28 protein-coding genes are annotated in these 26,230 nt (G+C 57.4%); 15 read left to right on the forward strand and 13 right to left on the reverse strand.

Annotated features, from left to right (window positions below; all coding sequences use genetic code 11):
* Positions 1–55: 55 nt before the first annotated feature.
* The 6 genes from AC1MDT_RS15520 to acs all read right to left on the reverse strand — a co-directional run bounded on the left by AC1MDT_RS15520 (position 56) and on the right by acs (position 6,867).
* Positions 56–820 (reverse strand): ABC transporter ATP-binding protein, encoded by a 765-nt coding sequence (locus AC1MDT_RS15520; RefSeq protein WP_480417985.1) that lies wholly within the window; start codon positions 818–820, stop codon positions 56–58.
* Positions 821–847: 27 nt separating this feature from the next.
* Positions 848–1,960, reverse strand: a complete 1,113-nt coding sequence (locus AC1MDT_RS15525; protein ID WP_480417986.1) for a M14 family metallopeptidase — start codon at positions 1,958–1,960, stop codon at positions 848–850.
* Position 1,961: 1 nt separating this feature from the next.
* The gene (locus AC1MDT_RS15530; RefSeq protein WP_480417987.1) at positions 1,962–2,660 is read right to left on the reverse strand and encodes an ABC transporter permease; all 699 of its coding nucleotides are present in this window, start codon (positions 2,658–2,660) and stop codon (positions 1,962–1,964) included.
* Positions 2,657–3,346 carry an ABC transporter permease gene (locus AC1MDT_RS15535; RefSeq protein WP_090187128.1) on the reverse strand — a complete coding sequence of 230 codons (690 nt, stop codon included), beginning with the start codon at positions 3,344–3,346 and terminating at the stop codon, positions 2,657–2,659. Before AC1MDT_RS15535 ends, AC1MDT_RS15530 begins: the two co-directional genes overlap by 4 nt.
* Before the next feature lie 91 nt (positions 3,347–3,437).
* Positions 3,438–4,211: an ABC transporter substrate-binding protein gene (locus tag AC1MDT_RS15540; protein WP_201120109.1), complete on the reverse strand. Its 774-nt coding sequence runs from the start codon at positions 4,209–4,211 to the stop codon at positions 3,438–3,440.
* Positions 4,212–4,911: 700 nt separating this feature from the next.
* A complete protein-coding gene (acs, locus tag AC1MDT_RS15545; protein WP_480417988.1) occupies positions 4,912–6,867 on the reverse strand; it encodes an acetate--CoA ligase in 1,956 nt (651 codons plus the stop codon).
* Between the two features lie 465 nt (positions 6,868–7,332).
* Between acs and AC1MDT_RS15550 the strand changes: the two genes are divergently transcribed.
* From AC1MDT_RS15550 to AC1MDT_RS15575, 6 genes are all read left to right on the forward strand, one after another.
* A complete protein-coding gene (locus AC1MDT_RS15550; protein WP_201120111.1) occupies positions 7,333–7,596 on the forward strand; it encodes a DUF2790 domain-containing protein in 264 nt (87 codons plus the stop codon).
* A gap of 188 nt (positions 7,597–7,784) precedes the next feature.
* Positions 7,785–8,099: a hypothetical protein gene (locus AC1MDT_RS15555; RefSeq protein WP_480417989.1), complete on the forward strand. Its 315-nt coding sequence runs from the start codon at positions 7,785–7,787 to the stop codon at positions 8,097–8,099.
* A 526-nt stretch (positions 8,100–8,625) separates the two neighbouring features.
* Positions 8,626–9,876 (forward strand): ribonucleotide-diphosphate reductase subunit beta, encoded by a 1,251-nt coding sequence (locus AC1MDT_RS15560; RefSeq protein ID WP_480417990.1) that lies wholly within the window; start codon positions 8,626–8,628, stop codon positions 9,874–9,876.
* A 408-nt stretch (positions 9,877–10,284) separates the two neighbouring features.
* Positions 10,285–10,818, forward strand: a complete 534-nt coding sequence (locus AC1MDT_RS15565; RefSeq protein ID WP_480422800.1) for a BRO-N domain-containing protein — start codon at positions 10,285–10,287, stop codon at positions 10,816–10,818.
* Between the two features lie 120 nt (positions 10,819–10,938).
* Positions 10,939–11,655, forward strand: coding sequence for an HNH endonuclease (locus AC1MDT_RS15570; protein WP_480417991.1), 717 nt, complete (start codon positions 10,939–10,941; stop codon positions 11,653–11,655).
* A gap of 370 nt (positions 11,656–12,025) precedes the next feature.
* Positions 12,026–13,000: a hypothetical protein gene (locus tag AC1MDT_RS15575; protein WP_480417992.1), complete on the forward strand. Its 975-nt coding sequence runs from the start codon at positions 12,026–12,028 to the stop codon at positions 12,998–13,000.
* Between the two features lie 6 nt (positions 13,001–13,006).
* Here the strand turns inward: AC1MDT_RS15575 and AC1MDT_RS15580 are convergent, their stop codons facing one another.
* Complete coding sequence (locus AC1MDT_RS15580; RefSeq protein ID WP_480417993.1) at positions 13,007–13,822, reverse strand: sulfite exporter TauE/SafE family protein; 816 nt, start codon at positions 13,820–13,822, stop codon at positions 13,007–13,009.
* A 112-nt stretch (positions 13,823–13,934) separates the two neighbouring features.
* Here AC1MDT_RS15580 and AC1MDT_RS15585 point away from each other — a divergent pair, with 112 nt between their 5' ends.
* From AC1MDT_RS15585 to AC1MDT_RS15600, 4 genes are all read left to right on the forward strand, one after another.
* Complete coding sequence (locus AC1MDT_RS15585; protein WP_480417994.1) at positions 13,935–14,702, forward strand: AraC family transcriptional regulator; 768 nt, start codon at positions 13,935–13,937, stop codon at positions 14,700–14,702.
* A 93-nt stretch (positions 14,703–14,795) separates the two neighbouring features.
* Entirely contained in the window at positions 14,796–15,113 is a 318-nt protein-coding gene (locus AC1MDT_RS15590; protein ID WP_480417995.1) for a helix-turn-helix domain-containing protein, read from the forward strand.
* 46 nt (positions 15,114–15,159) lie between these two features.
* The gene (locus tag AC1MDT_RS15595) at positions 15,160–15,522 is read left to right on the forward strand and encodes a type II toxin-antitoxin system RelE/ParE family toxin (RefSeq protein ID WP_480417996.1); all 363 of its coding nucleotides are present in this window, start codon (positions 15,160–15,162) and stop codon (positions 15,520–15,522) included.
* Complete coding sequence (locus AC1MDT_RS15600) at positions 15,515–15,835, forward strand: helix-turn-helix domain-containing protein (protein ID WP_461953613.1); 321 nt, start codon at positions 15,515–15,517, stop codon at positions 15,833–15,835. The genes AC1MDT_RS15595 and AC1MDT_RS15600 overlap by 8 nt, the downstream gene beginning before the upstream one ends.
* 44 nt (positions 15,836–15,879) lie before the next feature.
* On the opposite strand, the gene AC1MDT_RS15605 is transcribed toward AC1MDT_RS15600, so the two are convergent.
* Both AC1MDT_RS15605 and AC1MDT_RS15610 read right to left on the reverse strand, forming a co-directional pair.
* On the reverse strand, positions 15,880–17,358 hold the full coding sequence (locus AC1MDT_RS15605) for an amidase family protein (protein WP_480417997.1): 1,479 nt from the start codon (positions 17,356–17,358) through the stop codon (positions 15,880–15,882).
* A gap of 136 nt (positions 17,359–17,494) precedes the next feature.
* A complete protein-coding gene (locus AC1MDT_RS15610) occupies positions 17,495–18,535 on the reverse strand; it encodes an MBL fold metallo-hydrolase (RefSeq protein WP_480417998.1) in 1,041 nt (346 codons plus the stop codon).
* Positions 18,536–18,750: 215 nt separating this feature from the next.
* Between AC1MDT_RS15610 and AC1MDT_RS15615 the strand changes: the two genes are divergently transcribed.
* Together AC1MDT_RS15615 and AC1MDT_RS15620 are read left to right on the forward strand one after the other, a co-directional pair.
* Complete coding sequence (locus AC1MDT_RS15615; RefSeq protein ID WP_480417999.1) at positions 18,751–19,362, forward strand: TetR/AcrR family transcriptional regulator; 612 nt, start codon at positions 18,751–18,753, stop codon at positions 19,360–19,362.
* 126 nt (positions 19,363–19,488) lie between these two features.
* Positions 19,489–20,028 carry a DUF1003 domain-containing protein gene (locus AC1MDT_RS15620; protein WP_480418000.1) on the forward strand — a complete coding sequence of 180 codons (540 nt, stop codon included), beginning with the start codon at positions 19,489–19,491 and terminating at the stop codon, positions 20,026–20,028.
* 6 nt (positions 20,029–20,034) lie between these two features.
* Here AC1MDT_RS15620 and AC1MDT_RS15625 read toward each other — a convergent pair whose 3' ends face one another.
* Positions 20,035–20,970: a LysR family transcriptional regulator gene (locus AC1MDT_RS15625; protein ID WP_480418001.1), complete on the reverse strand. Its 936-nt coding sequence runs from the start codon at positions 20,968–20,970 to the stop codon at positions 20,035–20,037.
* A 21-nt stretch (positions 20,971–20,991) separates the two neighbouring features.
* On the opposite strand from AC1MDT_RS15625, the gene AC1MDT_RS15630 reads away from it, so the two are divergent.
* Positions 20,992–21,699 carry a CTP synthase C-terminal region-related (seleno)protein gene (locus AC1MDT_RS15630; protein WP_480418002.1) on the forward strand — a complete coding sequence of 236 codons (708 nt, stop codon included), beginning with the start codon at positions 20,992–20,994 and terminating at the stop codon, positions 21,697–21,699.
* Positions 21,696–22,019 carry an antibiotic biosynthesis monooxygenase family protein gene (locus AC1MDT_RS15635; RefSeq protein WP_480418003.1) on the forward strand — a complete coding sequence of 108 codons (324 nt, stop codon included), beginning with the start codon at positions 21,696–21,698 and terminating at the stop codon, positions 22,017–22,019. The genes AC1MDT_RS15630 and AC1MDT_RS15635 overlap by 4 nt, the downstream gene beginning before the upstream one ends.
* A gap of 125 nt (positions 22,020–22,144) precedes the next feature.
* On the opposite strand, the gene AC1MDT_RS15640 is transcribed toward AC1MDT_RS15635, so the two are convergent.
* Positions 22,145–22,471, reverse strand: a complete 327-nt coding sequence (locus AC1MDT_RS15640; RefSeq protein ID WP_480418004.1) for a DUF2025 family protein — start codon at positions 22,469–22,471, stop codon at positions 22,145–22,147.
* A gap of 235 nt (positions 22,472–22,706) precedes the next feature.
* Here AC1MDT_RS15640 and AC1MDT_RS15645 point away from each other — a divergent pair, with 235 nt between their 5' ends.
* Positions 22,707–23,834, forward strand: a complete 1,128-nt coding sequence (locus tag AC1MDT_RS15645) for a glycerophosphodiester phosphodiesterase (RefSeq protein WP_480418005.1) — start codon at positions 22,707–22,709, stop codon at positions 23,832–23,834.
* 113 nt (positions 23,835–23,947) lie between these two features.
* Here AC1MDT_RS15645 and AC1MDT_RS15650 read toward each other — a convergent pair whose 3' ends face one another.
* Positions 23,948–24,382, reverse strand: a complete 435-nt coding sequence (locus AC1MDT_RS15650) for a hypothetical protein (RefSeq protein ID WP_480418006.1) — start codon at positions 24,380–24,382, stop codon at positions 23,948–23,950.
* Between the two features lie 112 nt (positions 24,383–24,494).
* Positions 24,495–26,117, reverse strand: coding sequence for a methyl-accepting chemotaxis protein (locus AC1MDT_RS15655; RefSeq protein ID WP_480418007.1), 1,623 nt, complete (start codon positions 26,115–26,117; stop codon positions 24,495–24,497).
* Positions 26,118–26,230 lie beyond the last annotated feature (113 nt).

Below are 26,230 nucleotides of genomic sequence, written 5' to 3' on the forward strand. Positions count from 1 at the left end.
GACCATTTGGCGCGCGGTGCGCAGCATGACCTAATTTGGTGCGGAACGGGAGTGATTACTTCAGGCTGCCCGAGAGGAATTGTTGCAGGCGTTCGGACTGTGGATTGACCAGCACCTCACGCGGATTACCACTTTCTTCGACGACACCTTTGTGCAGGAACACCAGCTGGTTGGACACTTCACGGGCAAAGCCCATTTCGTGCGTGACCACCACCATGGTCCGGCCTTCCAGCGCCAGGGCCTGCATGACTTTCAGCACGTCGCCCACCAGTTCCGGGTCGAGCGCCGAGGTCGGCTCGTCGAACAGCATGACCTCAGGCTCCATGGCCAATGCACGGGCAATCGCTACACGCTGTTGCTCGCCGCCGGACATGTGGCCTGGGTAAGCATCTTTACGATGCGCCACGCCGACCTTGTTCAGGTAATGCTCGGCCTTCTCGCGGGCTTCGGCCTTGGACATGCCGAGCACGTGGACCGGCGCTTCCATGATGTTTTCCAGCGCGGTCATGTGCGACCACAGGTTGAAATGCTGGAACACCATCGACAGGCGCGAACGCATGCGTTGCAGCTGTTTCGGGTCGGCTGCTTTCATCGCGCCTTCCTTGTTCGCCACCAGTTTCAGCTCTTCGTTGTTGAGCAGAATCCTGCCCGCGTGCGGCTGTTCCAGCAGGTTGATGCAGCGCAGGAAAGTACTTTTGCCGGAGCCACTGGAGCCGATGATGCTGATCACATCGCCAGCTGCCGCTTTCAGGGACACACCCTTGAGCACTTCGTGACTGCCATAGCGTTTATGCAGGTCTTGGACTTCAAGCTTGTACATGCGGTCGGTTCTCACAAAAACAGTCAGTCAGTCGTTGAGCAAGCGCCCGTGACGCAGCGCTTCGCGCCCCGCCACCTTGGCCAGCCAGAAACCGGGTTGGGCGTAACGCAGCCGTTCAATGGCAAACAGCACCCCGGACGTACCAGCACACACCGTGCTGACCCGATCCGATAACGGATCGATCACTTCAAAAATTTCGTCGCCGGCTTCAATCCATTCACCGGGTTTACGCAAGAAACTGATCACGCCTGGATGCGGCGCGAACAGCAATTCGGTGCCTTCGAACGGCAGTCCTTCGCAAGGGGCTTGCGCAGGTTTCGGCCATTCGCCGCTGATCAACCCTTGCTCAGCGAGGAACGCCAGAATGCCTTCCGCATAAGCACAGGCTTCGGCGCGACCGGTATCGGCCTGCCCCCCTAATTCGATAGTGGTCGCCAGGCAAGCCAACGGAATCTGCGCCTGCGGGAACTGCCGTGACAGACGTAGCCACGGCAGCGAGCAGGCTTCATCGAAGGAACTGCCGCCAGAGTCTTCCGCCAGCAGCCCCACTTTCACATTCAGGTGCGCGGCGAGCGATCGCCATTGCGGCCAGTGCTGCGGCAAGGCGTACATGTGCAGCGCCGCTTCGGCGTCGCAATGCAAATCCAGCACAACATCGGCGGTGCAGGCATGGCTGAGCAAGATGCGCTGCATGCCTTGCAACTGACTCGCGGCCGGTGGCAATGCGGCGAGCGCATCAGCCATGGCCTGACGGATCAAACGGATATTGGCGTGCGGATCATCACCCAGGTGCCCTTCCACCTCAGCGGCCACTGGCGCGCTCAGCTCGACGAAATCCCGGTTGAAGTTCTTGCCGCTACCCGCCTCGAAACGCCCTTGATGATTACCTTGCAGCAGTTGACCGAGGCCCAGTGGATTAGCCACTGGCACCAGTTCGATCACACCATTGAGCAAGCCTTGGGCTTCGAGTTCGGTCAGGCGCTTTTTCAGCTCCCAGGCCGTGCGCATGCCCGGCAGTTCATCGGCGTGAAGGCTGGCCTGGATGTAAGCCTTGCGCTCGCCACTGCCAAAGCGGAACACCGAAATCTGGCGTTCGCTGCCCAGGTGGCTCCACGGCAATGAATGATCGATGCGTTCCATATCAGTGCTTCCGCGGGGCCAGATAGCCCAGCCAGCGGCGTTCGGCCAGTTTGAACAACTTCACCAGAATGAAGGTCAGGCACAGGTAGAACACGCCGGCGGTGATGTAGGCTTCGAACGGCAAGTAGAACTGTGCGTTGACCGTGCGCGCGGCACCGGTGATGTCGATCAGGGTCACGATCGATGCCAGGCTGGTGGTCTGCAGCATCATGATCACTTCGTTGCTGTACTGCGGCAGCGCCCGGCGCAGGGCCGACGGCAGCAGGATGCGCTTGTACAATTTGTAGCGCGACATGCCCATTGCCTTGGCGGCTTCGATCTCGCCGTTCGGCGTGGCACGCAGGCTGCCAGCGATGATTTCGGCAGTGTAGGCGCTGGTGTTGATCGCAAACGCCAGGCACGCACAGAACGTGGCGCTGGACAGCCATGGCCACAAGAAGCTTTCACGTACGGCTGCGAACTGCGCCAGACCGTAGTAGATCAAAAACAGCTGCACCAACATCGGTGTGCCACGGATCACATAGGTGTACAGCCAGGCCGTCATGTTGACTGCAGTGTTTTTCGACACGCGCATCAGACCGAGCGGCAACGCACACAGCAGTCCGAAAAACAGCGACAGCGCGAGCAATTTGAGGGTGGTCACCAGGCCGCCGAAGTACAGCGGCAGGGCCTCCCAAATGACGTTGTAGTCGAAGATCATAGATCAGCCGCCCTTACGCCTACCGAGTAGCGCTTCTCAAGGTGACGCAATGCCAGCAACGAGACACTGGTGATCACCAGGTACATTGCCGCCACTGCGAGGAAGAAGGTGAAAGGCTCGCGGGTGGCATCTGCCGCCTGCTTGGCCTTGAACATCATGTCTTGCAGACCCACCACCGAAATCAGCGCGGTAGCCTTGGTCAGTACCAGCCAATTGTTGGTGAAGCCAGGAATCGCCAGGCGAATCATCTGTGGCACCAACACCCGGAAGAACACCTGGAAACTGCTCATGCCGTACGCCATGCCGGCTTCAGCCTGACCTTTGGGGATCGCCATGAACGCGCCACGGAAGGTTTCCGACAGGTACGCGCCGAAGATGAAGCCCAGGGTGCCGATACCGGCGGCCAACGGGTTCAGGTCGATGTAGTCGTTAAAGCCGAGCATCGGTGCGACGCGGTTAAGCAAATCCTGACCACCATAGAAAATCAGCAGGATCAGCACCAGATCGGGAATCCCGCGGATGACCGTGGAATACAGATCGCCCAGCCAGGCCAGCCAACGGACTGGCGACAGACGCAACGCAACGCCGATCAGCCCCAGAACGATGGCCAAGGCCATGGACGACAAGGCGAGCTGGAGCGTCAGCCATGCGCCATCGAGGATGACAGCCCCGTAGCCTTTCAACATGATTCAGGTCCTCGAAAGTTTGGATGAAAAAATGGCGCAAACCTCAGAGATCCTGTTGCTTGCGCCATTTCGGACTTGTCGCCGCAGCGTATTACTTGCCGTAGATATCGAAGGCGAAGTACTTGTCCTGGATTTGCTTGTACTTGCCGTTCTCGCGAATGGCAGCGATCGCGGTGTTGATCTGGTCTTTCAGCGCGTCACCCTTGCGAACCGCGATGCCTACGCCGTCGCCGAAGTATTTGACATCGGTAAAGGCCGGGCCAACGAAGGCGAAACCTTTGCCGGCGTCGGTTTTCAGGAAACCGTCATCCAGCAAGGTCGCGTCCGCCACGGTACCGTCGAGGCGACCCGCCGCCACGTCGAGGTAAATTTCGTTCTGCGAACCGTAAGGCTTGATCTCGGCACCCAGCGGGGCCAGGACTTCGCGGGCGAAACGCTCGTGGATCGAACCACGTTGCACGCCGATGTTCTTGCCCTTCAGTTCAGCCAGGCTGTCGCTGACTGGAGTGCCAGCCTTCATGACCAGGCGAGCCGGGGTGTTGTAGTACTTGTTGGTGAAGTCCACGGACTTCTTGCGGTCTTCAGTGATCGACATCGACGACAGGATCGCGTCGATCTTGCGCACTTTGAGTGCCGGGATCAGACCGTCGAACTCTTGCTCGACCCACACGCACTTGACCTTCATCTGCTCGCACAGGGCGTTGCCGATGTCGTAGTCGAAACCGACGATGCTGCCGTCCGGTGCTTTGGAAGCGAACGGAGGGTAAGCCGCTTCGATACCGATTTTCAGCGGTTTCTCATCGGCGAACGTTGGCAGGGACAGCACGGACAGTGCCAGGGCGCCGAGCAGCACGAGTTTCTTCATGTGGGGACTCCATCGGTAAAGGGCTAAAACGGCAGAGTGAGCGACAGCCCAATATGCGAACGAGTGGTACCGAAATGCGATGCCGCGTCGTAGGAACCGCGCGTTTTTCTCAACGCGAGCAACGACGAGCGAGTGATCGGCATTCTAACGACAGGCCCGAAGCCGATATTTCTTCAATGCGACAACTAATTACAGAAGCACCGAGAAAGCCGCTTGGGCGCGTTGACAGCCCTGCAAATTCATGCAGGAGCAAAAGACAGTGAACCGATATCTATTGCAAATTGCGGGCCTATTATTGGCAAAGCCTTCTAATCCGGCAAGCGCAGCGTAGTGTCTTATTTTTCAGAGGGAAAAATGAGGCATGGAAGTAGGACATTTCGTTTCCCAATGCCTCGTATCCGAGCGAGCGGTTACACATTCAGTTACTTGAATGGTGACGGGTAACAGTGGGAATCGGCTGACAGATGAAGCCGATAATTATTGGGAGTTGTTTATGTGGCGTCTGATGGATCGCTATCGCGAGCAAGCTCGCTCCCACATTTGACCGGGTTGCCACGCCGATCCCGCATGCACCACAAGCCCCCTGTGGGAGCGAGCTTGCTCGCGATGAGGCCGGAGCAGCCAACACAAAATCTCAGACAATAAAAAACCCCACCAGACTCAACACCTGGCAGGGCTTCAATGACTCAAAAACCGCTACTTACGCAACGTTCATGGTCTTGTGCGTATCAATCAAATGCTGCACCACACCCGGATCCGCCAAGGTGGAGATATCGCCCAACCCGTCGTATTCGGCGGTAGCAATCTTGCGCAGAATCCGGCGCATGATCTTGCCCGAACGCGTTTTCGGCAAGCCCGGTGCCCACTGGATCACGTCCGGCGAAGCAATCGGGCCGATCTCTTTGCGCACCCAGTTTTTCAGTTCCAGGCGCAATTGCTCGGTCGGTTCCTCACCACCGTTCAGGGTGACGTAAACATAAATGCCCTGCCCCTTGATGTCGTGCGGCACACCGACCACAGCGGCCTCGGCCACTTTCGGGTGAGCGACCATCGCGCTTTCGATCTCGGCGGTGCCCATGCGGTGACCGGACACGTTGAGCACGTCGTCCACGCGGCCGGTGATCCAGTAGTAACCGTCTTCGTCGCGACGGGCACCGTCGCCGGTGAAGTACATGCCACGGAAGGTCTTGAAGTAGGTATCAACGAAGCGGTCATGATCGCCATACAGCGTGCGCGCCTGGCCTGGCCACGAATCGAGAATCACCAGGTTGCCCTCGGCAACGCCCTCGATGATATTGCCCAGGTTATCCACCAGCGCCGGCACCACACCGAAGAAGGGGCGTGCCGCCGAACCCGGCTTGAGCGCGTGAGCACCCGGCAGCGGGCTCATCAGCGTGGCACCGGTCTCGGTTTGCCACCAGGTATCGACGATCGGGCAACGGGATTGGCCGACGTTCTTGTAGTACCAGTCCCACGCTTCCGGGTTGATCGGCTCACCGACCGAACCCAACAGACGCAAGCTGCTGCCGTCAGCGCCTTCAACAGCGGCTTTGCCCGATGCCATCATCGCGCGAATTGCAGTCGGCGCGGTGTAGAGGATGTTGACCTTGTGCTTGTCGACGATCTTCGCCACCCGCGTGATATCCGGGTAGTTCGGCACGCCTTCGAACAGCAAGGTGGTCGCGCCATTGGCCAGCGGGCCATAGACAATATAGGTGTGGCCAGTGACCCAGCCGACGTCGGCGGTGCACCAGTAGATTTCGCCCGGACGATAGTCGAACACACGTTCGTGGGTCATCGCCGCGTACAGCAGATAACCGCCAGTGGTGTGCTGCACGCCCTTTGGCTTGCCGGTCGAACCGGAAGTGTAAAGGATGAACAGCGCTTCTTCGGCGCCCATCTCTTTTGGCGCGCAGACACTGCCCGCCACTTTCATCAGGTCTTCGTACCAGATGTCGCGATGCTGGTTCCACTTGATGTCGCCACCGGTGCGCTTGCACACGATAACTTTCTGAATGCTGCTGGTTTCCGGGTTGGTCAGCGCGTCATCGACGTTGCTCTTGAGCGGGATCTTCTTGCCGGCACGCAGGCCTTCGTCCGCGGTGATCACCACTTTGGATTTGCAGTCGATGATCCGGCCTGCCAGGGCTTCCGGCGAGAAACCACCAAACACCACCGAGTGAATCGCGCCGATCCGGGTGCACGCCAGCATGGCGACCACGGCTTCGGGGATCATCGGCATATAGATAGTCACCACGTCGCCGCGGTGCACATCCTGGCCGCGCAGGGCGTTGGCGAACTTGCAGACTTGTTCATGCAGCTCGCGGTAGGTGATGTTGCGACTCTCGGCAGGGTCATCCCCTTCCCAAATAATCGCGATTTGATCGCCGCGCTCGGCCAGATGACGGTCGAGGCAGTTGTAGGAAACGTTCAGGGTGCCGTCGGCGAACCATTTGATATCGACATGGTGATCGTCGAAGGACGTCTGCTTCACCGTGGTGAAAGGCTTGATCCAGTCGAGGCGCTTGGCTTGTTCGCGCCAGAAACCGTCCGGGTTGACGACGGACTGCTGGTACATGGCCTTGTAGGTCGCTTCATCAGTCAACGTGTTGGCCAGAACCTCGGGACGAACGGGATACAGAGAAGCCGCACTCATCTTTCTTACCTCGGTGGAATAGTTGTTTTTGTATAACCCTGTTGTAGCCGGGCCGGGCCTATAGAACCATTCGACGATGGTAGTAACAAGCCCCTACAAAATGCCCGGAACGCCCGTCCCAAACATCACGTATCCCCTTGTAGGAGCGAGCTTGCTCGCGATAAACCTGAGAACACCGCAGGGTGTCAGACGTGGCGCGCTATCGTTAACGACCATCGCGAGCAAGCTCGCTCCTACAACGTTATTCGTTGATTGTTACGGAATTTGTCAAAGGTGTTTATCAAAAGCACGCCTATATGAATTTGAACCCCGCGCCTAAAATCAGCCTCGCCAACAAGGCAAACACTGATTAACCAAGTTGCAGCCCCCACGAAGGCAGTTAATCCAAGACTCTTTAGTAAAGCTCCACACGCAACCCCAAAAAGGTTGCGTGACCCCATTCGACCTCTAAAAGGTAAATTTGAAATGAAAGCTTTATTGGTTCTGGCCCTCAGCAGCCTGTGCGCAACCGCCATGGCAGACGAGGTCCCGACTGATGTCGCACAGCAGCAGCCGGTAGTTGAGGAATACACTTACTCCACTCACCTGGACATCGCCAAAGTTGTCTCCATGAGCGAAGTCCCGAATGTTTGCGAAGTTGTTCCGGTGAAAATGGAATACGACGACTCCAAAGGTCAACGCCACATTCTGCGCTACAGCGTCATGGGTAACGGCTGCTCCAGCGGCTGATCACCCGCTTTCACTTCCCCCCAAAGGTTCGACCCATCCGCCCGCTGTTCAGGCAGTTGAAGCGCCGAACCTTATATATCGATTTATTAGATTTATTTAAGCATTTATTTGCGATTTTTAATCAAATTAGTCGGCGTAATATGAATTCCACGCCCAAGCAAGAACGCCAACGAACCTGGAGCACTACCATGAAAACCCAACTGATTCTCACCCTGACCCTGTCTGTATTGGCCGCCAACACCTTCGCCGCCGATGGTTACGACCGCACGGGTTCGGCTGCATTTACCACCGAAGCGGCTGTCGCTGCTGACGGTTACGACCACACCGGATCGGCGTCCTTCGCTGCCGATGGTTCCGATCACATTGGCGCAGCCAAACTCGCTTCTGACGGCTTTGATCGTACAGGCGCCGCTAAAGTCGCTGCTGACGGCTCGGATCACACCGGTGCAGCCAAGGTCGCTGCCGATGGTACAGACCATGTCGGTGCAGCTCGTCTGAGCTGATCATCGAGCGTGACGTTACAGCCCGACTTCGGTCGGGCGTAGTTGTGTCTGGAGCCATGGAAAACCGACTCAAAACACAAGATGTAGTGAAAAACGCGGTTTTTGACTATTTTCTGAACAAAATAAATCGCTAGGCAAAATTTAAGAAAAAAAATCTGCACCCGTGATAGCCAGCCAAAGCCCTGTAAACCCTCGCTCCGACCGAAAAACCTCTCCCGCCGACCGTTCTCAGCGCCACTTCGTCGCACCACGCGCCGGTTTTTTTCCCTATAATGCGGCGTAAATCGGGCCTGCAATATTCCCTTACAGGGGATCAAGCCAATCTGAAGCCCACGCAGAAGCTGTTCATGTTCTCTGCGCCCATCAGTGGCTTCGGAACACCCGTACAAAATTCTGTTTATTGCCTGCGTTGTACTGCTGCAAAAAACGATTTCCTTTAGATCCAACGCGGCCAGAGCGGTCGTGTGAAAAACCGACTATCCATTTTCACACGGGCATCTGGCCCTCACGCAGGAGACGACACGTCATGCTGAGCTGGGACGAATTCGACAAAGAAGACAGCGCCGAAGCTGTGGTAAAAGGCGCCAACGCCGGCCACGCTACTGAAGCCAACATGGACCGCCTCGACACCGCTGGTGGTGTTGCCGCTCAGGAAGCTCGCGCTGTCACCGCGTCCGACTCCGCCGCTATCGCCCGTGCCAAAGCGGCACTGGACACCCTCGACGTCGCCGAAGGCCTCGCCGAACTCGAAGGCGCCTCCGCCCGTGTCGCCGTCGACGAAAAGCGCATGATCAACTGCCGCGCCGACCTCAACCAACTCGTACCGTTCAAGTACGACTGGGCCTGGCAGAAATACCTGGACGGTTGCGCAAACCACTGGATGCCGCAAGAAGTCAACATGACCGCCGACATCGCCCTCTGGAAAGACCCGGAAGGCCTGACCGACGACGAGCGCCGCATCGTCATGCGCAACCTCGGCTTCTTCTCCACCGCCGACTCCCTGGTTGCCAACAACCTGGTCCTGGCCGTGTACCGCCTGATCACCAACCCGGAATGCCGCCAGTACATCCTGCGCCAGGCGTTCGAAGAGGCGATCCACACCCACGCCTACCAGTACTGCATCGAATCGTTGGCCATGGATGAAGGCGAGATCTTCAACATGTACCACGAGATCCCATCGGTCGCGAAAAAAGCCACCTGGGGCCTCAAATACACCCGCTCGATCTCCGATCCGAAGTTCGAAACCGGCACCGTCGAAACCGACAAAGAACTGCTGCGCAACCTGATCGCCTACTACTGCGTTCTGGAAGGCATCTTCTTCTACTGCGGCTTCACCCAAATCCTCTCCATGGGCCGCCGCAACAAAATGACCGGCGTCGCCGAGCAGTTCCAGTACATCCTGCGTGACGAATCCATGCACCTGAACTTCGGCATCGACGTGATCAACCAGATCAAAATCGAAAACCCGCACTTGTGGGATGCTGAGATGAAGGAAGAGGCGAGCCAGATGATTCTGCAGGGGACTCAGCTGGAGATTGAATACGCTCGCGATACGATGCCTCGTGGGGTGTTGGGGATGAATGCGGCGATGATGGAGGATTATCTGAAGTTCATCGCTAACCGTCGTTTGTCGCAGATTGGTTTGAAAGAAGAGTATCCGGGGACTACGAACCCGTTCCCTTGGATGAGCGAGATTATGGACTTGAAGAAAGAGAAGAACTTCTTTGAGACTCGGGTTATTGAGTATCAGACTGGTGGGGCGTTGAGCTGGGATTGATTTCCGAGCTCACCGCGATTTGACGATTGCTATCTGAATCGAAAAATCGAAAAAGCAAAAGCCCCGATCTGATCGGGGCTTTTTTATTGGTGAATGAATAACCATTTTTTTGCCTACGCGACGACGCCAAAATTCCTACAAAACTTACAGCTGCTTCCGCATTGATGCCTGCTCAAAGCACCTCTAAGCTCCATTTCAGGTGCCTAAGAAACGCCCAACGTAGAAGCTACTTTCCTCACACAGAATCGCACTTGTCTCAAAGACATATGCGCAAACTTGTGTTTGAAAGAGACTGCTTGTTGGGGTTCTTAAATCCTCTACGTCGGGTTCTGGCCCTCTCAAAACTCACACGTAGAGGTACTGGATATGCCGACACAAAGCCTGCTTGACTCTCCCTCCGTTTCGGTCATGCCAGATCCGTTCATTCCGAAACTCTTCACACGCCACAATATCCATCTCCATGCCCTCCTCCTGGAAAATCAACCTTGGTTTTGCGCGCGCGATCTCGGTCGCTTAATGGGCGTCCATCTGAACGATCGTGTGGTTAGTAAGCTGGACGAGGATCAGCGACATACGTTGTTGATTGAATATCACGGCCAACCGGAGAAACGGTTGATGCTTAGTGAGTCCGGAGCGTATGCATTGCTGGTCTATCACTACGCGCCGGGGCATCGGTTGTTGCGCGAGTGGTTGACCCATCAAGTGGTGCCGGCCCTGCGTGACTCGGGACTATCGAAAAATTCAGATCGGCCGATGTTGAGTTTGTTGGATTGGCCGGAGATGTCGTTGAGTCTGCTGCATTGGCAGGATGAAGGTTGGATTCGGCTACGAGACATGCCTTATCTGTTGCTCAATCGCACGCGGCGGCGGGTGCCGGTGGTTAAGCCTTGGTGGCGGAAAGTTGTGGAAGTGTTTCAGTCTTCGAAGCATTCGGCGGGTTAGTGCAGCGATGCATTTGTAGGATCGATTGAGCGATGCGTCGGTCTTTCCTGTAGGAATTTTCGTAGACAGTCGTAATGGCCACTCAGTATCGTCCGAGGGTTTCTAACCCTCGGCGATTGTATGGATATCGAAAAAGATAAGAATGACTGGAGCGACGAGGAGCTTGAGGCGGCAGTCGAAGGCTACTTGAAGATGTTGGCGATTGAGAAAAGTGACCAGAAGCTCAATAAGGCACATGAGAATCGCCTTTTGCGCGAAGGGGTGCTGATTAATCGCAGCAGAGTCTCCATCGAGTATCGGATGCGTAATATTTCCACCGTACTCCATGATTTGTGCCTCCCTTACATTGTTGGATACCTGCCTGCTAAACATCTTGGAGCTGGCGTAACCCAGCGCGTACGCGCAGCAATGATTGCAAAAGGTGCTTTCAACCCTGACGACTATGCACCTACTGCGGATGATCAAGCGTTAAACGCCAAGGTTCTGAAGCTTGAGCAGCGCGAGTTGGTAGGCATCCCTCGCGGTATAGAGAGGCCGCAACGCGTCAGCGGAACGACCTCTTCATTTTTACGAGATCCGCTGATCAAGGCCTGGGTACTTAAGAATGCCAACGGGGTTTGCGAAGGTTGCGGTCAGGACGCACCATTCAAGCTGCCAAATGGATTGCACTTTCTAGAAGTCCACCACGTTAAACACCTGGTCAACGAGGGCGCGGATTTGGTGACCAACGCTGTCGCGCTGTGCCCGAACTGTCATCGTCGCTGTCACTATTCCAGCGATAGGAATGAGTTCACTGCTTCGCTTTATAAGAGAGTGAATCGGCTAGAAGATGAGTAGCTGAGCTAAACACTAACCGTGGCGAGGAAGCTTGCTCCCGTTCGACTGCGAAGCAGTCGCCGAGTGAACAACTCGTTTGGTCTGACGTACCGTGTTTGCTGGTTTTTGGGTTGCCTTGCAACCCAACGGCGGCCCCTCGCCACAGGTTGGTGCCAGGCTTGGTTAATGCGGTGATGCTGGGAGTCGCGGTCAAGCTCGCTCCTGCAACGGGCCTATGTTTGCGCAAACAAGCGCTACGAAGGCTTGCTCTGATTTTGTAGGAGCGAGCTTGCTCGCGAAAAACCTGGGAACGCTGCGGGGTGTCAGACTTTCCGCATTATCGTTGATGAACATCGCGAGCAAGCTCGCTCCTACAAGGACCCTATCCACCATGAAATTCGACCTCGCCTACTGCCTCAGCCTCGACGACAAGTTGTCGATCTATGACGTGCGCGATTTGAATTTCGACGAAACCCTGCAGTTCGATTCCGCCAAGGAGCACTTCCAGTGCCCCAACGATGCCTGTCGTTTGGCCTTCGATGCGGCGAATGTACTGACGACGTTCAACGCCAAGAATGTGAATTACGTTCGCACCCCGCACTTCAAGAACACGCCCAGCACCCGGCATGTGGCGGATTGTCCTTATGTCAGTCTCAAGGCGCACGCGGACGGTGCGGAAACGGATGACAGTCGCGAGGAGCATTTCCCGTCGGAGTTGTTGCTGACTCGGCGTCAGTATGTGCGTAAGCCATCGAGCCCTGCAGTGGTGGCGGATGTTATGCAAGATGCCCCAACGCCATCTTCTGCGGCCAGCGACATAGAGCATCCGAGCCGTGAATCAGCGCCTGACAAGACCAGTGTCTTCGCCCACCCGGTGGAGTGCTTTGTGTCGAACTTCGAGGACAAGGAGCTGCTCAAGCGCATGCCGCTGAAGATTGGCGAGCACACGGCGCCTTATGGGTCGTTCTTCAAGAAGATCGAATACCTGACGGACAACAAGGGGCTGATTTACTGGGGCAAGATCAAGGAGATCAAGGATTACACGCAGAGCTTCCGCATCGATTTCGAGCAGAAGGTTTGGTTCAAACAAGCGGACGAGGCGAAGAAGAAACCTTATTCAGTCAATGTTTACCTGAGCAAGAAACTGATCGAGAACTACCGCAAGCGCAAAGCGTTTCTGGAAGAAATCAAGCACGCCATCGACAGTGAAGCCGAGTTGTATTGCTTTTTCTATGGCGTGACGCCGGAGTTGAAGCAGGTGCCGAGCAAGAAAAACCCCGAGCAGACGTTCGGGGTGTTCAGTGCGAATATCGAGAACCTGGATCACTTCATTATTCGGGAAGCACCGGGGTTGGAGGCAAAGTGACGGCATTCAATTCAGGCACATGCTGATCATCACCAACACAAGCAATCCAATATAGACCCAAGCGTGTAATCGATCCGGTATCCGTCCGATCCACGGCGCGGCCAATCGAATCCCCACCATTGACCCCATCGTCAAAACGGCAAACGCCAGCAGATCCACATACCCGATAAACCACGCGCCCAGATCAAACTCGGTAAACCCCGCCATCGCCATGTAAGTCACCGTCCCGGCCAGCGCCACGGGCAGGCTCAACGGATTAGCCATGGACGTCGCCTGCGACATGCTCAACCCGCATCGACGTAACAATGGCACGGTCATGACGCTGCCGCCTACGCCGAGAAAAGTAGCGATAGCACCAATTCCTACGCCACCACCCGACACCTCTGCCCTCCCCAATCGACGTGGGATTTCGTTGTGGGACTGCGTAAGAAATCCGCGTCGGAACAAACAGTCGACGATGGTCACGCCCAAGTAGGCGATGAAGGCATACCGAATCACCTCACCACTCACCCGCATCGCGGCCACGGCGCCGACTACCGCGCCTAAACCGATGAACCCACCCAACGGCCACAGGTATTGGCGAATCAGATTACCGGCACGGTGATGTTTTCCAGTGGCGACCAACGCATTGACGATCATCACGCAGGTCGAGGTGGCCACGGCGATGTGCATCGCCGATTGGCCGATAGGGTCGTCGGCACCGTGGTTGGCCATGAGCATGCGGTACAGCAATGGCACCACGACGAAGCCGCCGCCGAAGCCGAACAATACGGCGGTGACGCCGGTCATGCAGCCGAAAAATGCCAGCAGGAGATAGAACATCGCACGTCGTCCGTTGATTGAGAGCGGTCGACGATAGAGCGACGCGCCTTGGCCTGCTTCAGCAAGTCAGCCAATATTGTTTGCGTTTACGCCAAATGCTAGAGGCCGCTCAATGCGCAATGTTTCGATTGATCTGCTGGATGACACGCCACGGCCGGTGGTGGCGATCGGTACGGATTATTCCTACGGTCACGTGTTGCCCCGTCATACACACCGGCGGGCACAGTTGTTGTACGGCGCTACCGGGGTGATGCAGGTCAGCACGCACGATGGCAATTGGGTTGTGCCGCCGCAGCGGGCGGTGTGGATTCCGGCGGGGGTGGCACATGAAGTGTTGATGCTCGGGGTGAGCACTCGCAGCCTGTATATCGAGCCGACGGCGGTTGATCTGGGGAGTCGTTGTCAGGTGATCAGTGTTTCGCCGTTGATGCGGCATTTGCTGATGGAGGCGGTGGAGATTCAGCTGGCGTACGACGAGGCCGGGCGCGATGGGGCGTTGATCGATTTGCTGCTGCACGAACTAACGCGCAGTGCTCACTTGCCGTTGCACATTCCGTTGCCGGTCGATGCGCGGCTGCTCGGGTTGTGCCAGGGCTTTTTGCAGCGGCCCGATGCTCATCAGTCGCCGCAGCAATGGGCCGATCAATTGCACATCAGTTTGCGCACGTTCAATCGTCTGTTTCGCCAACAGACCGACCTCAGTTTCAGCCAGTGGCGCCAGCGCGCTTGCGTGGTGCTGGCCCTTGCGCGGCTGGTGGAGGGGGAACCGGTAACGCGGATTGCGCTGGATTTTGGTTATGACAGCCCGGCGGCGTTCTCGACGATGTTTCGTCGCGTACTGGGGCAGGCGCCGTCCGTCTGGTTAGGCGGGGCGAAATAAAACAAATCAAAAAATGAGTTTGATCCGGGCGCAAAACAACTGTACAAAAACACAGTAATTTTTGAATCAGCACTCTCGAGCCCGGAGAACACCATGGCCTCTTATGCGATGAAAATCACCCTGGAACGTATCGCCCTCTTCCAATTCACCCCCGCCCATTGCGCCCAGGCACGGGCGATGTTGGGTTGGAGTGTTGATGAGCTTTCCCGGGAGTCTGGCGTTTCGGTCGACGCGATCGAGCGGTTTGAGGCCGAGCGCGATGTGCCGGATGTTATCCGACTGACGTTGGCGTATCGGTTTGAATCGGAGGGACTGGTGTTCTTCCCTGGGTTTGCGCCGGGGCGGGGGATGAGTGTGAAAGGGTCTGCGGTGAATCCGGTGGGGCGGGCGGATTTTGCGATGGTTGAGTGAGAGAAATCATCGATTGACGATTATTCCCATATAGGTATATTTTCGCATGAGTACAAGGAAGTCGCTCTGGTGGATTTGTAGCAGTAAAAAAGATCTCAAACAGATGCCCAGCGAGGTACAGGACGTTTTTGGTTACGCGCTTGATTTGGCACAAGACGGGGCAAAACATCCTGACGTAAAACCTTTGAAGGGTTTTGGTAATGCCGGTGTGCTTGAGGTGGTCGAGGACTTCGATACGAACACTTATCGCGCCGTTTACACCGCCCGTTTTGGTAATGCCATTTATGTTCTGCACTGTTTTCAGAAGAAGTCGACTTCGGGTATCAAAACCGCGCAGTGCGACATCGATTTGATCAGGAAGAGACTTCAAGCGGCGCAGGATCACGCAAAAGGATCAGGAAATGATTGAAATCGAAGAAAGCAGTGGGAACGTCTACGAAGACCTATCGACGCCCAACGCCAATGAAATGCGCGTCAAATCCCAACTGGCTGCAAAAATTGGCGAGATCATCAAAGCGCGCCATCTGACCCAGGTTCAAGCGTCTGAAATTCTGGGCCTGTCCCAACCCAAGCTCTCTGAAATGTTGCGTGGAAAGTTTCGCGGCATCAGTGAAGCCAAGATGATGGAATGCCTTTCCCTGCTTGGGCGAGACGTGCAAATCGTGGTCAAGTCGGCCCCCCGCTCAAGAAAGGAAGGCCGAATCGAGGTGGTTTTCGCCTGATGCGTGAGGCTTGGCAGCTGCGACCTGGCCTGCCCCATCAGTGACTAGGGCTTGAACGCAGGTGTCTGCCGCGCCTGGGAAGCTTGTTCATAACCATAAGCCAATGCCAAAAGCGTCGCCTCACTCCATCGGGTGCCGAAGAACAACACCGAGGTGGGCAGGCCGTAATCGTCGATTCCGGAAGGCATCATGATGCCGGGATAGCCCGCCAGCGGTATGACGTTCAAACCTGGGGAACCCACGTCCAACACCAGGCCATCCAGTTGATGCGTGACCACTAAGCCGTCGATGACAGCTGCATTTTCACTTTGAATTTTTTGCCAAAGCTCGTTGTACGTACGCTCGTCAAAATCAATGTTGCTGGCCGCGCTCAACGTGGTTTGCCCATAACCCTCGGCGCCGGGCGCGTTGTCGTTGTATTGCAGCAGATCTTCCAGGCTCTGGATTGCAAGACCGGTTCGCGTCGCAAGGTAGTCGGGAAGGTGCCGCTTGATTCCCATCGAGAACGCCCTGTCTACGGCCTCCGGCGTTTGCGATTCAGGATCATTGAATTCCACCGGGATCAATGTGGCCCCTGCGGCCTGCATCACTTCCAATGCCTGTGAGAACTGAGGGTCGCTCTGTGCAGCCTCGTCGCTTGTATCGAACTTGACCGGATAACCAATGCGCCGTCCGACCAATGAGTTCGGAAGTAGCAGTGCCGTGTAGTCCACACCACTGATGGCAGGAGGTTTTTTGATCAGTTCGGCGTCGTCGTTGCCCGTCATCGCATTCAATAGCAGTGCAACCTCGCGAACGGTACGCGCCATAGGCCCGGGGGTATCGACTTTATGACTCACCGGGACGATGCCACTGCGACTCAGCAAACCCACGGTAGGCTTGAGGCCCACCACGCCGTTGACGGACGCCGGGGCGATAATCGAGCCGACGGTTTCCGTTCCGACTGCCAGCGGTGCAAAACCTGCGGCAACTGCCGCGCCGGAGCCTGAGCTGGAACCGAATGGCGATTCGCTCAACACGTGCGGATTTTTGGTTTGCCCACCTCGGCTGCTCCAACCATCGGGAATGGCGGGATCGCGAAAATTGGCCCATTCACTGAGGTTGGTTTTCCCCAGAATCACCGCACCGGCCGCTCTCAACTGTTGGACGATGAAGGCATCCTGAGCGGCGGGCTGTCCGACCATGGCCAACGAGCCGGCGCTGGTCTGCATCTGATCGGAGGTATCGATATTGTCTTTGAGCAATACGGGAATGCCGTGCAGGGGTCCCCGAATGTTTCCTCGTTTTCGCTCTTGATCGAGCATCTCGGCAATGGCCAAGGCATCGGGGTTGAGTTCGATGATCGCGTTGATCGCCGGCCCCTGTTTATCCAGCGCCTCGACCCGGTGTAGCAGGTGCCGTACGAGCGCTGCGGCACTCAGCTGATTGCGTTCCATTCTTTGGCTGATTTCATCGACACTTAAATACTCCAGCGCCGATTCGGCTGTCGGCGTTTGCACATAGCCGTTTAACGTTACATCCATGTGGTAAAGATCCTTGTGATGACTGATAGCGAGTGAATGAGCTCACTCGTTTTCCCAGCCTACAGACGCCGCCGGAAATGTCCGTCATCACTTGTCGCTGGATCACGTATGAATATTCGACCCCATCTGTAGCCGCTCAGCCAACACTCTGTTGGTACACCTGCTGCTCGACTTCATACCACCAGGCGCTCCCACGCTGCGGATGCATCACATTAAACGCTTCACCCATTTGCGGCGTGGTAATCGATACGTTCCGTTCCCAGGCCAAGGCCAGAATCCGGTCGAACGGTTCGTACCAGGCGTGCATCGACAGATCGAACGTGCCGTTGTGAATCGGCAGCAACCACCGGCCTTTCAGGTCAATGTGCGCTTGCAGGGTTTGCTCCGGCTGCATATGAACATGCGGCCATTCAACGTTGTAGGCGCCGGTTTCCATGAGCGTCAGGTCGAAGGGGCCGTACTGTTCACCGATGCGTTTGAAGCCGTCGAAGTAACCGCTGTCGCCGCTGAAGAAGATCCGCGTGTCGCCGTCGATCATCACCCAGGAAGCCCAGAGCGTGCTGTTGCCATCGAATAGACCGCGACCGGAAAAGTGTTGCGACGGTGTGGCGATGAATTGGATGCCGTCAACCTCGGTGCCTTGCCACCAATCGAGTTGGCGGATTTTGCGGGCGTCGATGCCCCACTTGATCAGGGTGTCGCCCACGCCCAGCGGTGTGAGGAAGTACTTGGCCTTGTCCGCCAGTGTGAGCACGGCCTGATAATCGAGGTGGTCGTAGTGATCGTGGGACAGGATGACGGCTTCAATCGGCGGTAATTCTTCGAGGCTGATGGGCGGCTGATGAAAGCGCTTCGGGCCAGCCCATTGCACGGGCGACGCGCGTTCGGCAAAGACCGGGTCGGTGATCCAGAACTTGTCCCGCAGCTTCAGCAAAACCGTGGAATGACCAAGGCGGTAGACGCTGTGATTGGGCGCGGCGATCAACGCGTCGCGGGTCAGGGTTTGTACCGGGACGGGCGCCGTCGGGCGAGTGTTGCGCGGTTTGTGGAAGATCATGTTCCACATGATGCGCAGCATTTTGCGAACACCTTCGCGCTGCACCGGCACATGGTTTTTGAAGTGCCCTTCTACCTGGCGGGAAGCTTCAGGTTCAGCTGGGGAAGTTGAAGTAGCCATGACTGAATGACTCCAGAAGAACCGCAAAGATTGCGGTTTTCCACGGTGGGACGAAAATGGCCAAAGCACGCACGCATCAGCCGAACCTTTGAATGTTCACTGGGCAGGATTAACAAAACATTACACTGTACAGTGTAGTTTCAAGGTTGCATCAAACCCGATCACAAGTAAACTACCGAGTGTAATTTTCCTCCACCTTCTGCCGAAGCGTACTTATGACAGCTCCACAGCGCCTCACCGACCGAAAACGCGAAGCCATCATTCAAGCGGCGATTGCCGAATTCCGTGCCAACGGGTTCGACATCTCCAGCATGGACAAGATCGCCGCCACCGCCGGTGTGTCGAAGCGCACGGTGTACAACCATTTCCCCAGCAAGGAAGAGTTGTTCGCCGAAATCCTCAATCAATTATGGGCGCGAGTAACGGCAGAACAGGAAACGCCCTACCGTCCGGAGCTGCCCCTGCGTGATCAGATGCGCCGGATGCTACTGGCGAAATTGCAGATGCTGGGGGATAACAATTTTCTCGACCTGGCACGGGTGGCTATCGCAGCGACCATTCATTCTCCCGAACGCGCGCAGAACATGGTCGCTCGAATGGGTGAACGCGAAGAAGGCTTAACCGTGTGGATTCGCGCCGCTCAGGCCGATGGCCGACTGAATCCGGTCGATCCGGAGTTTGCCGCACAACAGGTGCAGGGACTGCTCAAATCCTTTGCGTTCTGGCCGCAGGTTTCCATGGGGCTCCCAGGCCTGTCGCCCGAAATGCAGACCACCGTCGCGGAGTCGGCGCTGGACATGTTTCTGGCCTGCTACCAGCTGCCATAAATGACAATGTTCAACGTTTTTCCGATTACAAGTTTGCTCTAAAAGAAGATTCATCAATGTGTTTCAGAATGAAACTTGCGCTGGGGTTATAGTGCGCCTCAGTCCCCGCGCCCTGCAGAGAGCATCATGACCACCACGACGACCGACACCAAAGCCACCGCCCCTGTCGACCACCTGCGCTTCCATCGCCCTCACGCACATCTGGCGACGACGTTTGGCAACGACAAGTTTGCCCTGCGCGCAGAAGCCTTTGCGCGGTTCTTCGGTACACCGACCTTTCTCGGCGCGCAGACGCTGATCGTGGTGGTGTGGATTTGCCTCAATCTATTTGGCGTGGCCCACTTCGACCTCTACCCGTTCATCCTGCTCAACCTGGCGTTCAGCCTGCAAGCGGCTTACGCCGCGCCACTGATTCTGCTGGCCCAGACCCGTCAAGCGGCGCGGGACAAAGCCCAGTCCGAGGCCGATGCGCTACACCGCGAAGCATTGGCCGTGGCCAACAGCGAGCGTCAGGCTCAAGCGGCGCAGAACTCTGCGCAACTGCTGGAACTGCTCGAGCAAAACACCCGCCTCACCGAGCTGACCAAGACCCTCACTGAACGCATTGAAAGCCTGACCTCGGAAATGCATCAGCACTTTGTGGGCAAGGAACAGCCGAAGGTCTGATCCACCTCAAGGCGACTTCAGCGCCCGCCCGAGCTCATCGAACAACGTCACCACCGAGCGCAAGGCACGACAGTCCGGGCGGGTCAGCAGCCACAGCGCGGTGTCGTAACCGTCTAACGGCGCACTCAACGGCTGCAGCTCGCCAGCGATCAGGAAGTCCGGCAATGCCGCGACACCCAGTCCGGCCCGCACCAATTCGGTCACCGACAACATGCTGTTACAGCGATAAGCCGGTGTTACCCCCGGCAATGCTTGCCGGCGCCACGCGACGGTAGGGTGATCGGGAAGGAAGTCATCCGGGGCGATCCAGGTCAGTGCGGCCAGCGCCTCAGACTCGACCGACTTCAGATAGGCCGCGCTGGCACAGACTCGATAGGAAACGTCGGCCAGGCGTCGGCCCACCAAATGCTCGGGCGGGGTGCGGGTCAGGCGCAAGGCAATGTCCGCATCCCGGCGACTAAGGTTGGCGAAATCGTTGGACGTGCTCAACTCGAGGGTCAGCGCTGGATAGCCGGGCATGAACTGCGCCAGCGCGGGTAGGAGCAAGCCTTGCAGGACTGAATCGGTGCAGGTCAGGCGCACGGTGCCGCTGATGACTTCGCCGCCCTGCTCCACGCCAATGCGCGCCGCGTCCAGTGCTTGCTCGGCCCGTTCAGCCTGTTCGGCCAAGGTTTGCGCCAGGGTGGTCGGCAAATAACCGGCACGGCTCTTTTCGAACAGCTGCTGGCCCAGCGCGGCTTCGAGTCGGCGCACGGCGCGAAACACCGTCGAGACGTCGACCTTCAACAGCGCCGATGCCCGCGCCAGAGAGCCGCCGCGCACCAATGCGAGGATCAGGGACAGGTCGGGGTAGTCCAGCCGATAGTGCGTCGCTGCATTGATCATTTGGGATAACGCCAATATTGAATGCGTGAACGCCAATCTATAGTGGGTGCCAGGCATCAACAAGCATCGAGGTCACTCATGGAAGCCAGCACCCTGCGCATCGCCCTGATCGGTGATTACGACCCGCACGTCACCGCCCACCAGGCAATCCCCATCGCCCTCGACATGGCCGCCAAACACGCCAACACGGACGTGCGATTCGAGTGGCTGGCCACTGACCACATCAACGCCAGTACCGCGCTGCATGACTTCGACGGCTTCTGGTGCGTGCCCGCCAGTCCTTATCGCGACATGGACGGCGCATTGCGTGCGATCCATTTCGCCCGGGAGCAACAGCGACCGTTCCTCGGCACCTGTGGCGGGTTCCAGCACGCGGTGCTTGAGTTCGCTCGAAACGTGTTGGGCTGGGAAGATGCCGAGCATGGCGAAACCAATCCTGAGGCGACGCGAGCCGTGGTCTCGCCACTGAGCTGCTCACTGGTAGAAGCCGCAGACAGCATTCAGCTGGTTGAAGGCTCGTTGATCGCCAACGCGTACGAAAGCGCCGAGATTGTCGAAGGCTATCACTGCCGCTACGGAGTGAATCCAGCGTTTGAACGTGAGTTACTGACCGAGCAGTTGTGCGCCGTGGGCCACGATTCGCTGGGGGATTTGCGGGCCGTGGAGCTCAAAGGTCACCCGTTCTTTGTCGCGACCCTGTTTCAACCTGAACGTGCGGCGCTGAAAGGCATTCTGCCGCCGCTGGTTCGTGCGTTGATCGAAGCGTGTGCGTGGCGTAAATCATGATCGCTCAAACACCAGCAACGCCTTACTACACCGTGATTTTCACCTCACTGCGCACCGAAGGTGATCAAGGATACGCCGAGGCGGCCGAACGCATGGTCGAACTGGCGCGTGAGCAGCCGGGGTTTCTAGGGGTGGAGTCGGCTCGTGGCGAGGATGGGCTCGGGATTACGGTGTCCTATTGGGCCAGTGAAGCGGCGATCCTGGCGTGGAAGCATCATCCCGAGCACAGCGCGATTCGTGAGCGTGGGCGTTCGACATGGTATGCGAGTTGCCATACGCGGGTGTGCAAGGTTGAGCGCGATTATCTGTTTCAGCAGTAATAGGTGCGGTGTCTTTTAGGCCGTCATCGCGAGCAAGCTCGCTCCCACAGGTTTTGTGTACGACACATTTCCCCTGTGGGAGCGAGCTTGCTCGCGATGGGGCCAGTACATACAAGGCAAAAATATCAGACACTCACTAAGCTGCGCACCGCCGAAATCTCCGGCACTTCCCGCCGACTCATATACACCCTCAGCGGCTCGGTGATGTTGATCCGGTCATCAACATTCTGATTCAGCAGCAACTGAATCAACTCACGTTTAAGCGTCATGGCCTGCTCCGCCCCCGGCGCCCAGACAAACTCGCTCACAGGAATAATGCCGTCGTCCGCTACGTCCATGCCGAAGGCATCTTCACTGAAACGAACAAGGTAATGGCCGGTCTTGCGATTGAGGCCGACGAAGCCTTTGAGTTGGTCGGCGGCCTGGCAGATAAGCTCGGAAGTGATGCGCATATAAACCTCACAAAAAGTCGTAAAGGACCGATGATCGATGGTTTACACGCAAGGCAAAGCGAACGGGTTTCCCTCTGCCGGAGAAACGCCTCGGCCAAGAGTACTGCAAGGAACCGCACAAAAGCGCCGAATAAATTGGCTTTGAACAGGCTAATGTCGGTCTGGCGATAGCGCCGGCAGCATTCAGTTGTTAAAAGAGACCTTTGTGAAAACACATTGCGAAAGGATCTCGACCATGCCCGCCACCTTCACTCAGAGCGCCCTGCTGCTGAGCCTGATGCTCGGTTTCTGCCAGGCACAGGCTGCCAGTGAGCCCAGCCCCACCGCACTGGCGACCACGATGGACATCCCGCACCCGGCGGTCATCGCTCACCGCGGCGCGTCGTTCGATGCCCCCGAATCCACCGCCGCAGCCTACAAACTGGCCCGCGATCTGGGCGCCGACTACCTGGAAATGGACCTGCAACGCAGCAAGGACGGCGTGCTGTTTGCCCTGCACGATAACAACCTGCAACGCACCACCGATGTGGCCACCCGGTTCCCTGAGCGCAAGGACAGCCCCGCCAACGAATTCACCCTTGCCGAACTCAAAACCCTGGATGCCGGCAGCTGGTTCAATACCGCTCACCCGGATCGCGCACGTCCTTCCTACGCCGGTCTGAAAATTCTGACGCTGGATGAAATCATCGACATCGCTCAAGGCAATCCATTGCACAAGCCGGGCTTGTACATCGAGACCAAGGAGCCAAAGCAATTCCCCGGCATCGAGCGTGACCTCAAGGACAAATTGCAGGATCGAGGCTGGCTGAGCCCGGCCGGTTCGAAACTGGCGAAAAGCGAACTGGCTGTCGGCCAGGGCAAAGGCAAAGTAGTGTTGCAAACGTTCGACAAGAGCAGCCTCGAACTGCTGGAAAAGGAAATGCCTCGCGTGCCGAAAGTCCTGCTGTTGTGGGTCGGTGAAGGCAGCATCGAGCCTAAATCCAAGGTGACGTTTGCCGAGTCAGGTGACAAGGACAAAGCCACCTACTACGCCAGACAAGAACCGAAAGACATCGCCGAATTCCAGCGCTGGGTCGACTACGCCAAGGCCCAGGGCGCAATCGGCACCGGCCCTTCTGCCGCGCTGACCCAGGGTGGAGATCAGAGCTACTCAGACCTGGTAAAACCGTGGATGAACCAGTACACCCACGACCAGGGCTTGCTGGTGCACGTCTACACCCTCGACGATGCGGTGGATTACCAGAAAGCCATGGACGCTGGGGTCGATGGCATCTTCACCAACCGCGCCAGCGAACTGTTGAAATTCTACAAGCGCCCGGCTGCCGCCAGTGTTGCGCAGTTGCTGCAGAACAACGGGTATTGAACGCCACCACCGGCGAAGTCCTGAAAAGCAAACAAGACGACTGATGCCTGCACAACAAAGCCGCACAATGTTCAAATCGTGCGGCTTTGTTGCGTCCTGCGCAGTCCGTTTGATCAGGCCGACGTACTGACCAGCGAACCCGAGGTGCTGGAATCGGAAACCTGCAACGCCTGCAACAACGTTGCGGTGGCCGTCTGCAACTCCCCGGACGTGGTCGACACCTGCGACTGGGCCGCCGCCACATCGGCGGCTTTCGCATCGGCGCTTTCCTGTTTAGTCAGGGCCGCTTGCAGTTGCTGCTGTTGTTCCTGCAGTTGCTTTTGCAGCTCGGCGATCTGCTTGCGCAGCGCCGTCACCGAATCGGATTCACCGCTGCTCGAGCTGCTGTCGCCCGATGCCGGAGCGCCACCGGCAGACACTTTGGTGCTATCGCTGGAGGTGCCAGCCGTGGCCGATACGGAGGTGTTCTCGGCGCTGTCGCTGGCAGCGGCTTTGCTCGAAGCGGTCGAGAGGGGTTGGGCGATTGAAACCGACGTGATACTGACCATGCCTGTTTTCCATTGAGGTGATGGGAATACGCTCATCATCGACGTTACGTGCACTGACTTGAGATCGACTGTGTACCGACCCGGTAAGCAAACCGGTACACAGTAAGTCGCGTTACGCGCTCAGGCGCGCCGTCACTTCATTCAATTGCCCCGACAACCCATGCAGGTTGTGGCTCGCCGCTTCGGTGCGTTGCACGTTGTCCAGGTTGGTACTGGCGATGCTGGTGATTTCGGTGAGGTTGCGCGAGATGTCTTCCGCTACCGAAGTCTGCTCTTCAGCGGCGGTAGCGATCTGGCGGTTCATGTCGCGAATCGCTTCCACGGCATGGGTAATCCGTTCCAGCATGGCGCCAGCCTCGGTCACTTGCTGGACGCTTTCCTCACTGCGCGACTGACCGCTTTCAATCGCCTGGGCCGCATCCACCGCTCCGGTTTGCACGGTTTGAATGATTTGGTTGATCTCGATGATCGACGCCGCCGTGCGTTGGGCCAGGCTACGGACTTCATCGGCCACCACCGCGAAACCGCGCCCGGCTTCACCGGCACGCGCCGCTTCGATGGCCGCGTTGAGCGCCAGCAAATTGGTCTGCTCGGCAATGCCGCGAATCACTTCCAGTACCTTGCCGATGCGCCCGCTGTCAGTTTCCAGTCGACGGATAACCGTGGCGGTATTGGCGATCTCGCCGCGCATTTGAGTGATGGTGTGAATGGTGCCCTGCATGACTTTTTCGCCCTGCTGGGCGGACTGGTCGGCATCGTCGGCCGCACGGGCTGCGTCGGCGGCGTGACGCGCGACTTCCTGAGCGGTGGCGGACATTTCGTTCATCGCCGTGGCCACCTGATCGGTGCGGTTGAACTGTTCGTTGGTGCCACAGGCCATGAGGCTGGCGATCGAATTCAGCTCGCCGCTGGCGCTGTCCAGATCCTTGGCGCTGCGCTGCAAACGGCTGAAGGTTTCGGCAAGAAAATCGCGCAGGGTGTTGGCCGCTATCGCCAGCTTGCCCAACTCGTCCTGACGGCTGCTGGCCACGCGCTCGGCAAACTTGCCCTGGCTCAGTTGCGCCACGTACTCGATCAGTTTGCGAATCGGCTCCACCAGATTGCGGTTGACCAGCCACAGGCTCAACAGGCCGATCAACAGACCCGAAGCCAGCATCACGATAATTCCCAGCAACACCGTGCGATCGGCGCTGGCGCTGATCAGCGTCGACTGCTCTGCACCCTGCTTGCGTAACTCGCTGACCAGCTCGCTCATTTGATCGCTGGTCGCGCGGTCTACGCCTTTGACGGCGGTGTCGCCAGCCGTGGGGTCGGCGCCGGCTGCCACATAGGCATCGCGGCCCTTCAGGTAAGCCGCACCCAACTGTCGGTGTTCGTCGCGCAGGCGTTCTATGCGGGTTTTGAGCTGCGGCTCGATGCCTTTCTGCGTGGCCAGTTCGCCGAGGATGCGCTGCACGTCGCGCTGACGGTCTTCGAACTGTTTCCAGTATTTGTCCAGATCAGCCGGTTGCTTGCCGCGCAGCAGGACGTTTTTCCATTCCTGAACCTGCACTTTGAATTGCAGGTTGGCTTCGTCGACCAGTTGCGAGGTGTGCAGTGGGCCTTCGATCAGATTCGCGTAGCTCTGTACGCCGCTGGACAGGAAATGAAAGCAGGCCAGGGCAATCAGCAACATGGCCAACAGACTTCCACTTAACAAGGCGAGGATTTGTGCTCTCAGGGATTTTTGCAGCATCGAGTGATACTCATGACAGGGATGAGGCACGCCACAACGCGGCGTGAAAAGTGTCCGGACATCCCTGTCTGCGACCTTGGGTCGAGGCCAAAGCCGTGCAAGTTAACGTCTGC

The sequence above is a fragment of the Pseudomonas sp. ASL7 genome, assembly GCF_056680375.1.

What these genes read in the sequence shown, in the direction of transcription:
- AC1MDT_RS15520 (WP_480417985.1), bottom strand. Translation starts at nt 820, where the DNA reads ATGTACAAGCTTGAAGTCCAAGACCTGCATAAACGCTATGGCAGTCAC.
- AC1MDT_RS15525 (WP_480417986.1), bottom strand. Translation starts at nt 1,960, where the DNA reads ATGGAACGCATCGATCATTCATTGCCGTGGAGCCACCTGGGCAGCGAA.
- AC1MDT_RS15530 (WP_480417987.1), bottom strand. Translation starts at nt 2,660, where the DNA reads ATGATCTTCGACTACAACGTCATTTGGGAGGCCCTGCCGCTGTACTTC.
- AC1MDT_RS15535 (WP_090187128.1), bottom strand. Translation starts at nt 3,346, where the DNA reads ATGTTGAAAGGCTACGGGGCTGTCATCCTCGATGGCGCATGGCTGACG.
- AC1MDT_RS15540 (WP_201120109.1), bottom strand. Translation starts at nt 4,211, where the DNA reads ATGAAGAAACTCGTGCTGCTCGGCGCCCTGGCACTGTCCGTGCTGTCC.
- acs (WP_480417988.1), bottom strand. Translation starts at nt 6,867, where the DNA reads ATGAGTGCGGCTTCTCTGTATCCCGTTCGTCCCGAGGTTCTGGCCAAC.
- AC1MDT_RS15550 (WP_201120111.1), top strand. Translation starts at nt 7,333, where the DNA reads ATGAAAGCTTTATTGGTTCTGGCCCTCAGCAGCCTGTGCGCAACCGCC.
- AC1MDT_RS15555 (WP_480417989.1), top strand. Translation starts at nt 7,785, where the DNA reads ATGAAAACCCAACTGATTCTCACCCTGACCCTGTCTGTATTGGCCGCC.
- AC1MDT_RS15560 (WP_480417990.1), top strand. Translation starts at nt 8,626, where the DNA reads ATGCTGAGCTGGGACGAATTCGACAAAGAAGACAGCGCCGAAGCTGTG.
- AC1MDT_RS15565 (WP_480422800.1), top strand. Translation starts at nt 10,285, where the DNA reads ATGCCAGATCCGTTCATTCCGAAACTCTTCACACGCCACAATATCCAT.
- AC1MDT_RS15570 (WP_480417991.1), top strand. Translation starts at nt 10,939, where the DNA reads ATGGATATCGAAAAAGATAAGAATGACTGGAGCGACGAGGAGCTTGAG.
- AC1MDT_RS15575 (WP_480417992.1), top strand. Translation starts at nt 12,026, where the DNA reads ATGAAATTCGACCTCGCCTACTGCCTCAGCCTCGACGACAAGTTGTCG.
- AC1MDT_RS15580 (WP_480417993.1), bottom strand. Translation starts at nt 13,822, where the DNA reads ATGTTCTATCTCCTGCTGGCATTTTTCGGCTGCATGACCGGCGTCACC.
- AC1MDT_RS15585 (WP_480417994.1), top strand. Translation starts at nt 13,935, where the DNA reads ATGCGCAATGTTTCGATTGATCTGCTGGATGACACGCCACGGCCGGTG.
- AC1MDT_RS15590 (WP_480417995.1), top strand. Translation starts at nt 14,796, where the DNA reads ATGGCCTCTTATGCGATGAAAATCACCCTGGAACGTATCGCCCTCTTC.
- AC1MDT_RS15595 (WP_480417996.1), top strand. Translation starts at nt 15,160, where the DNA reads ATGAGTACAAGGAAGTCGCTCTGGTGGATTTGTAGCAGTAAAAAAGAT.
- AC1MDT_RS15600 (WP_461953613.1), top strand. Translation starts at nt 15,515, where the DNA reads ATGATTGAAATCGAAGAAAGCAGTGGGAACGTCTACGAAGACCTATCG.
- AC1MDT_RS15605 (WP_480417997.1), bottom strand. Translation starts at nt 17,358, where the DNA reads ATGGATGTAACGTTAAACGGCTATGTGCAAACGCCGACAGCCGAATCG.
- AC1MDT_RS15610 (WP_480417998.1), bottom strand. Translation starts at nt 18,535, where the DNA reads ATGGCTACTTCAACTTCCCCAGCTGAACCTGAAGCTTCCCGCCAGGTA.
- AC1MDT_RS15615 (WP_480417999.1), top strand. Translation starts at nt 18,751, where the DNA reads ATGACAGCTCCACAGCGCCTCACCGACCGAAAACGCGAAGCCATCATT.
- AC1MDT_RS15620 (WP_480418000.1), top strand. Translation starts at nt 19,489, where the DNA reads ATGACCACCACGACGACCGACACCAAAGCCACCGCCCCTGTCGACCAC.
- AC1MDT_RS15625 (WP_480418001.1), bottom strand. Translation starts at nt 20,970, where the DNA reads ATGCCTGGCACCCACTATAGATTGGCGTTCACGCATTCAATATTGGCG.
- AC1MDT_RS15630 (WP_480418002.1), top strand. Translation starts at nt 20,992, where the DNA reads ATGGAAGCCAGCACCCTGCGCATCGCCCTGATCGGTGATTACGACCCG.
- AC1MDT_RS15635 (WP_480418003.1), top strand. Translation starts at nt 21,696, where the DNA reads ATGATCGCTCAAACACCAGCAACGCCTTACTACACCGTGATTTTCACC.
- AC1MDT_RS15640 (WP_480418004.1), bottom strand. Translation starts at nt 22,471, where the DNA reads ATGCGCATCACTTCCGAGCTTATCTGCCAGGCCGCCGACCAACTCAAA.
- AC1MDT_RS15645 (WP_480418005.1), top strand. Translation starts at nt 22,707, where the DNA reads ATGCCCGCCACCTTCACTCAGAGCGCCCTGCTGCTGAGCCTGATGCTC.
- AC1MDT_RS15650 (WP_480418006.1), bottom strand. Translation starts at nt 24,382, where the DNA reads ATGGTCAGTATCACGTCGGTTTCAATCGCCCAACCCCTCTCGACCGCT.
- AC1MDT_RS15655 (WP_480418007.1), bottom strand. Translation starts at nt 26,117, where the DNA reads ATGCTGCAAAAATCCCTGAGAGCACAAATCCTCGCCTTGTTAAGTGGA.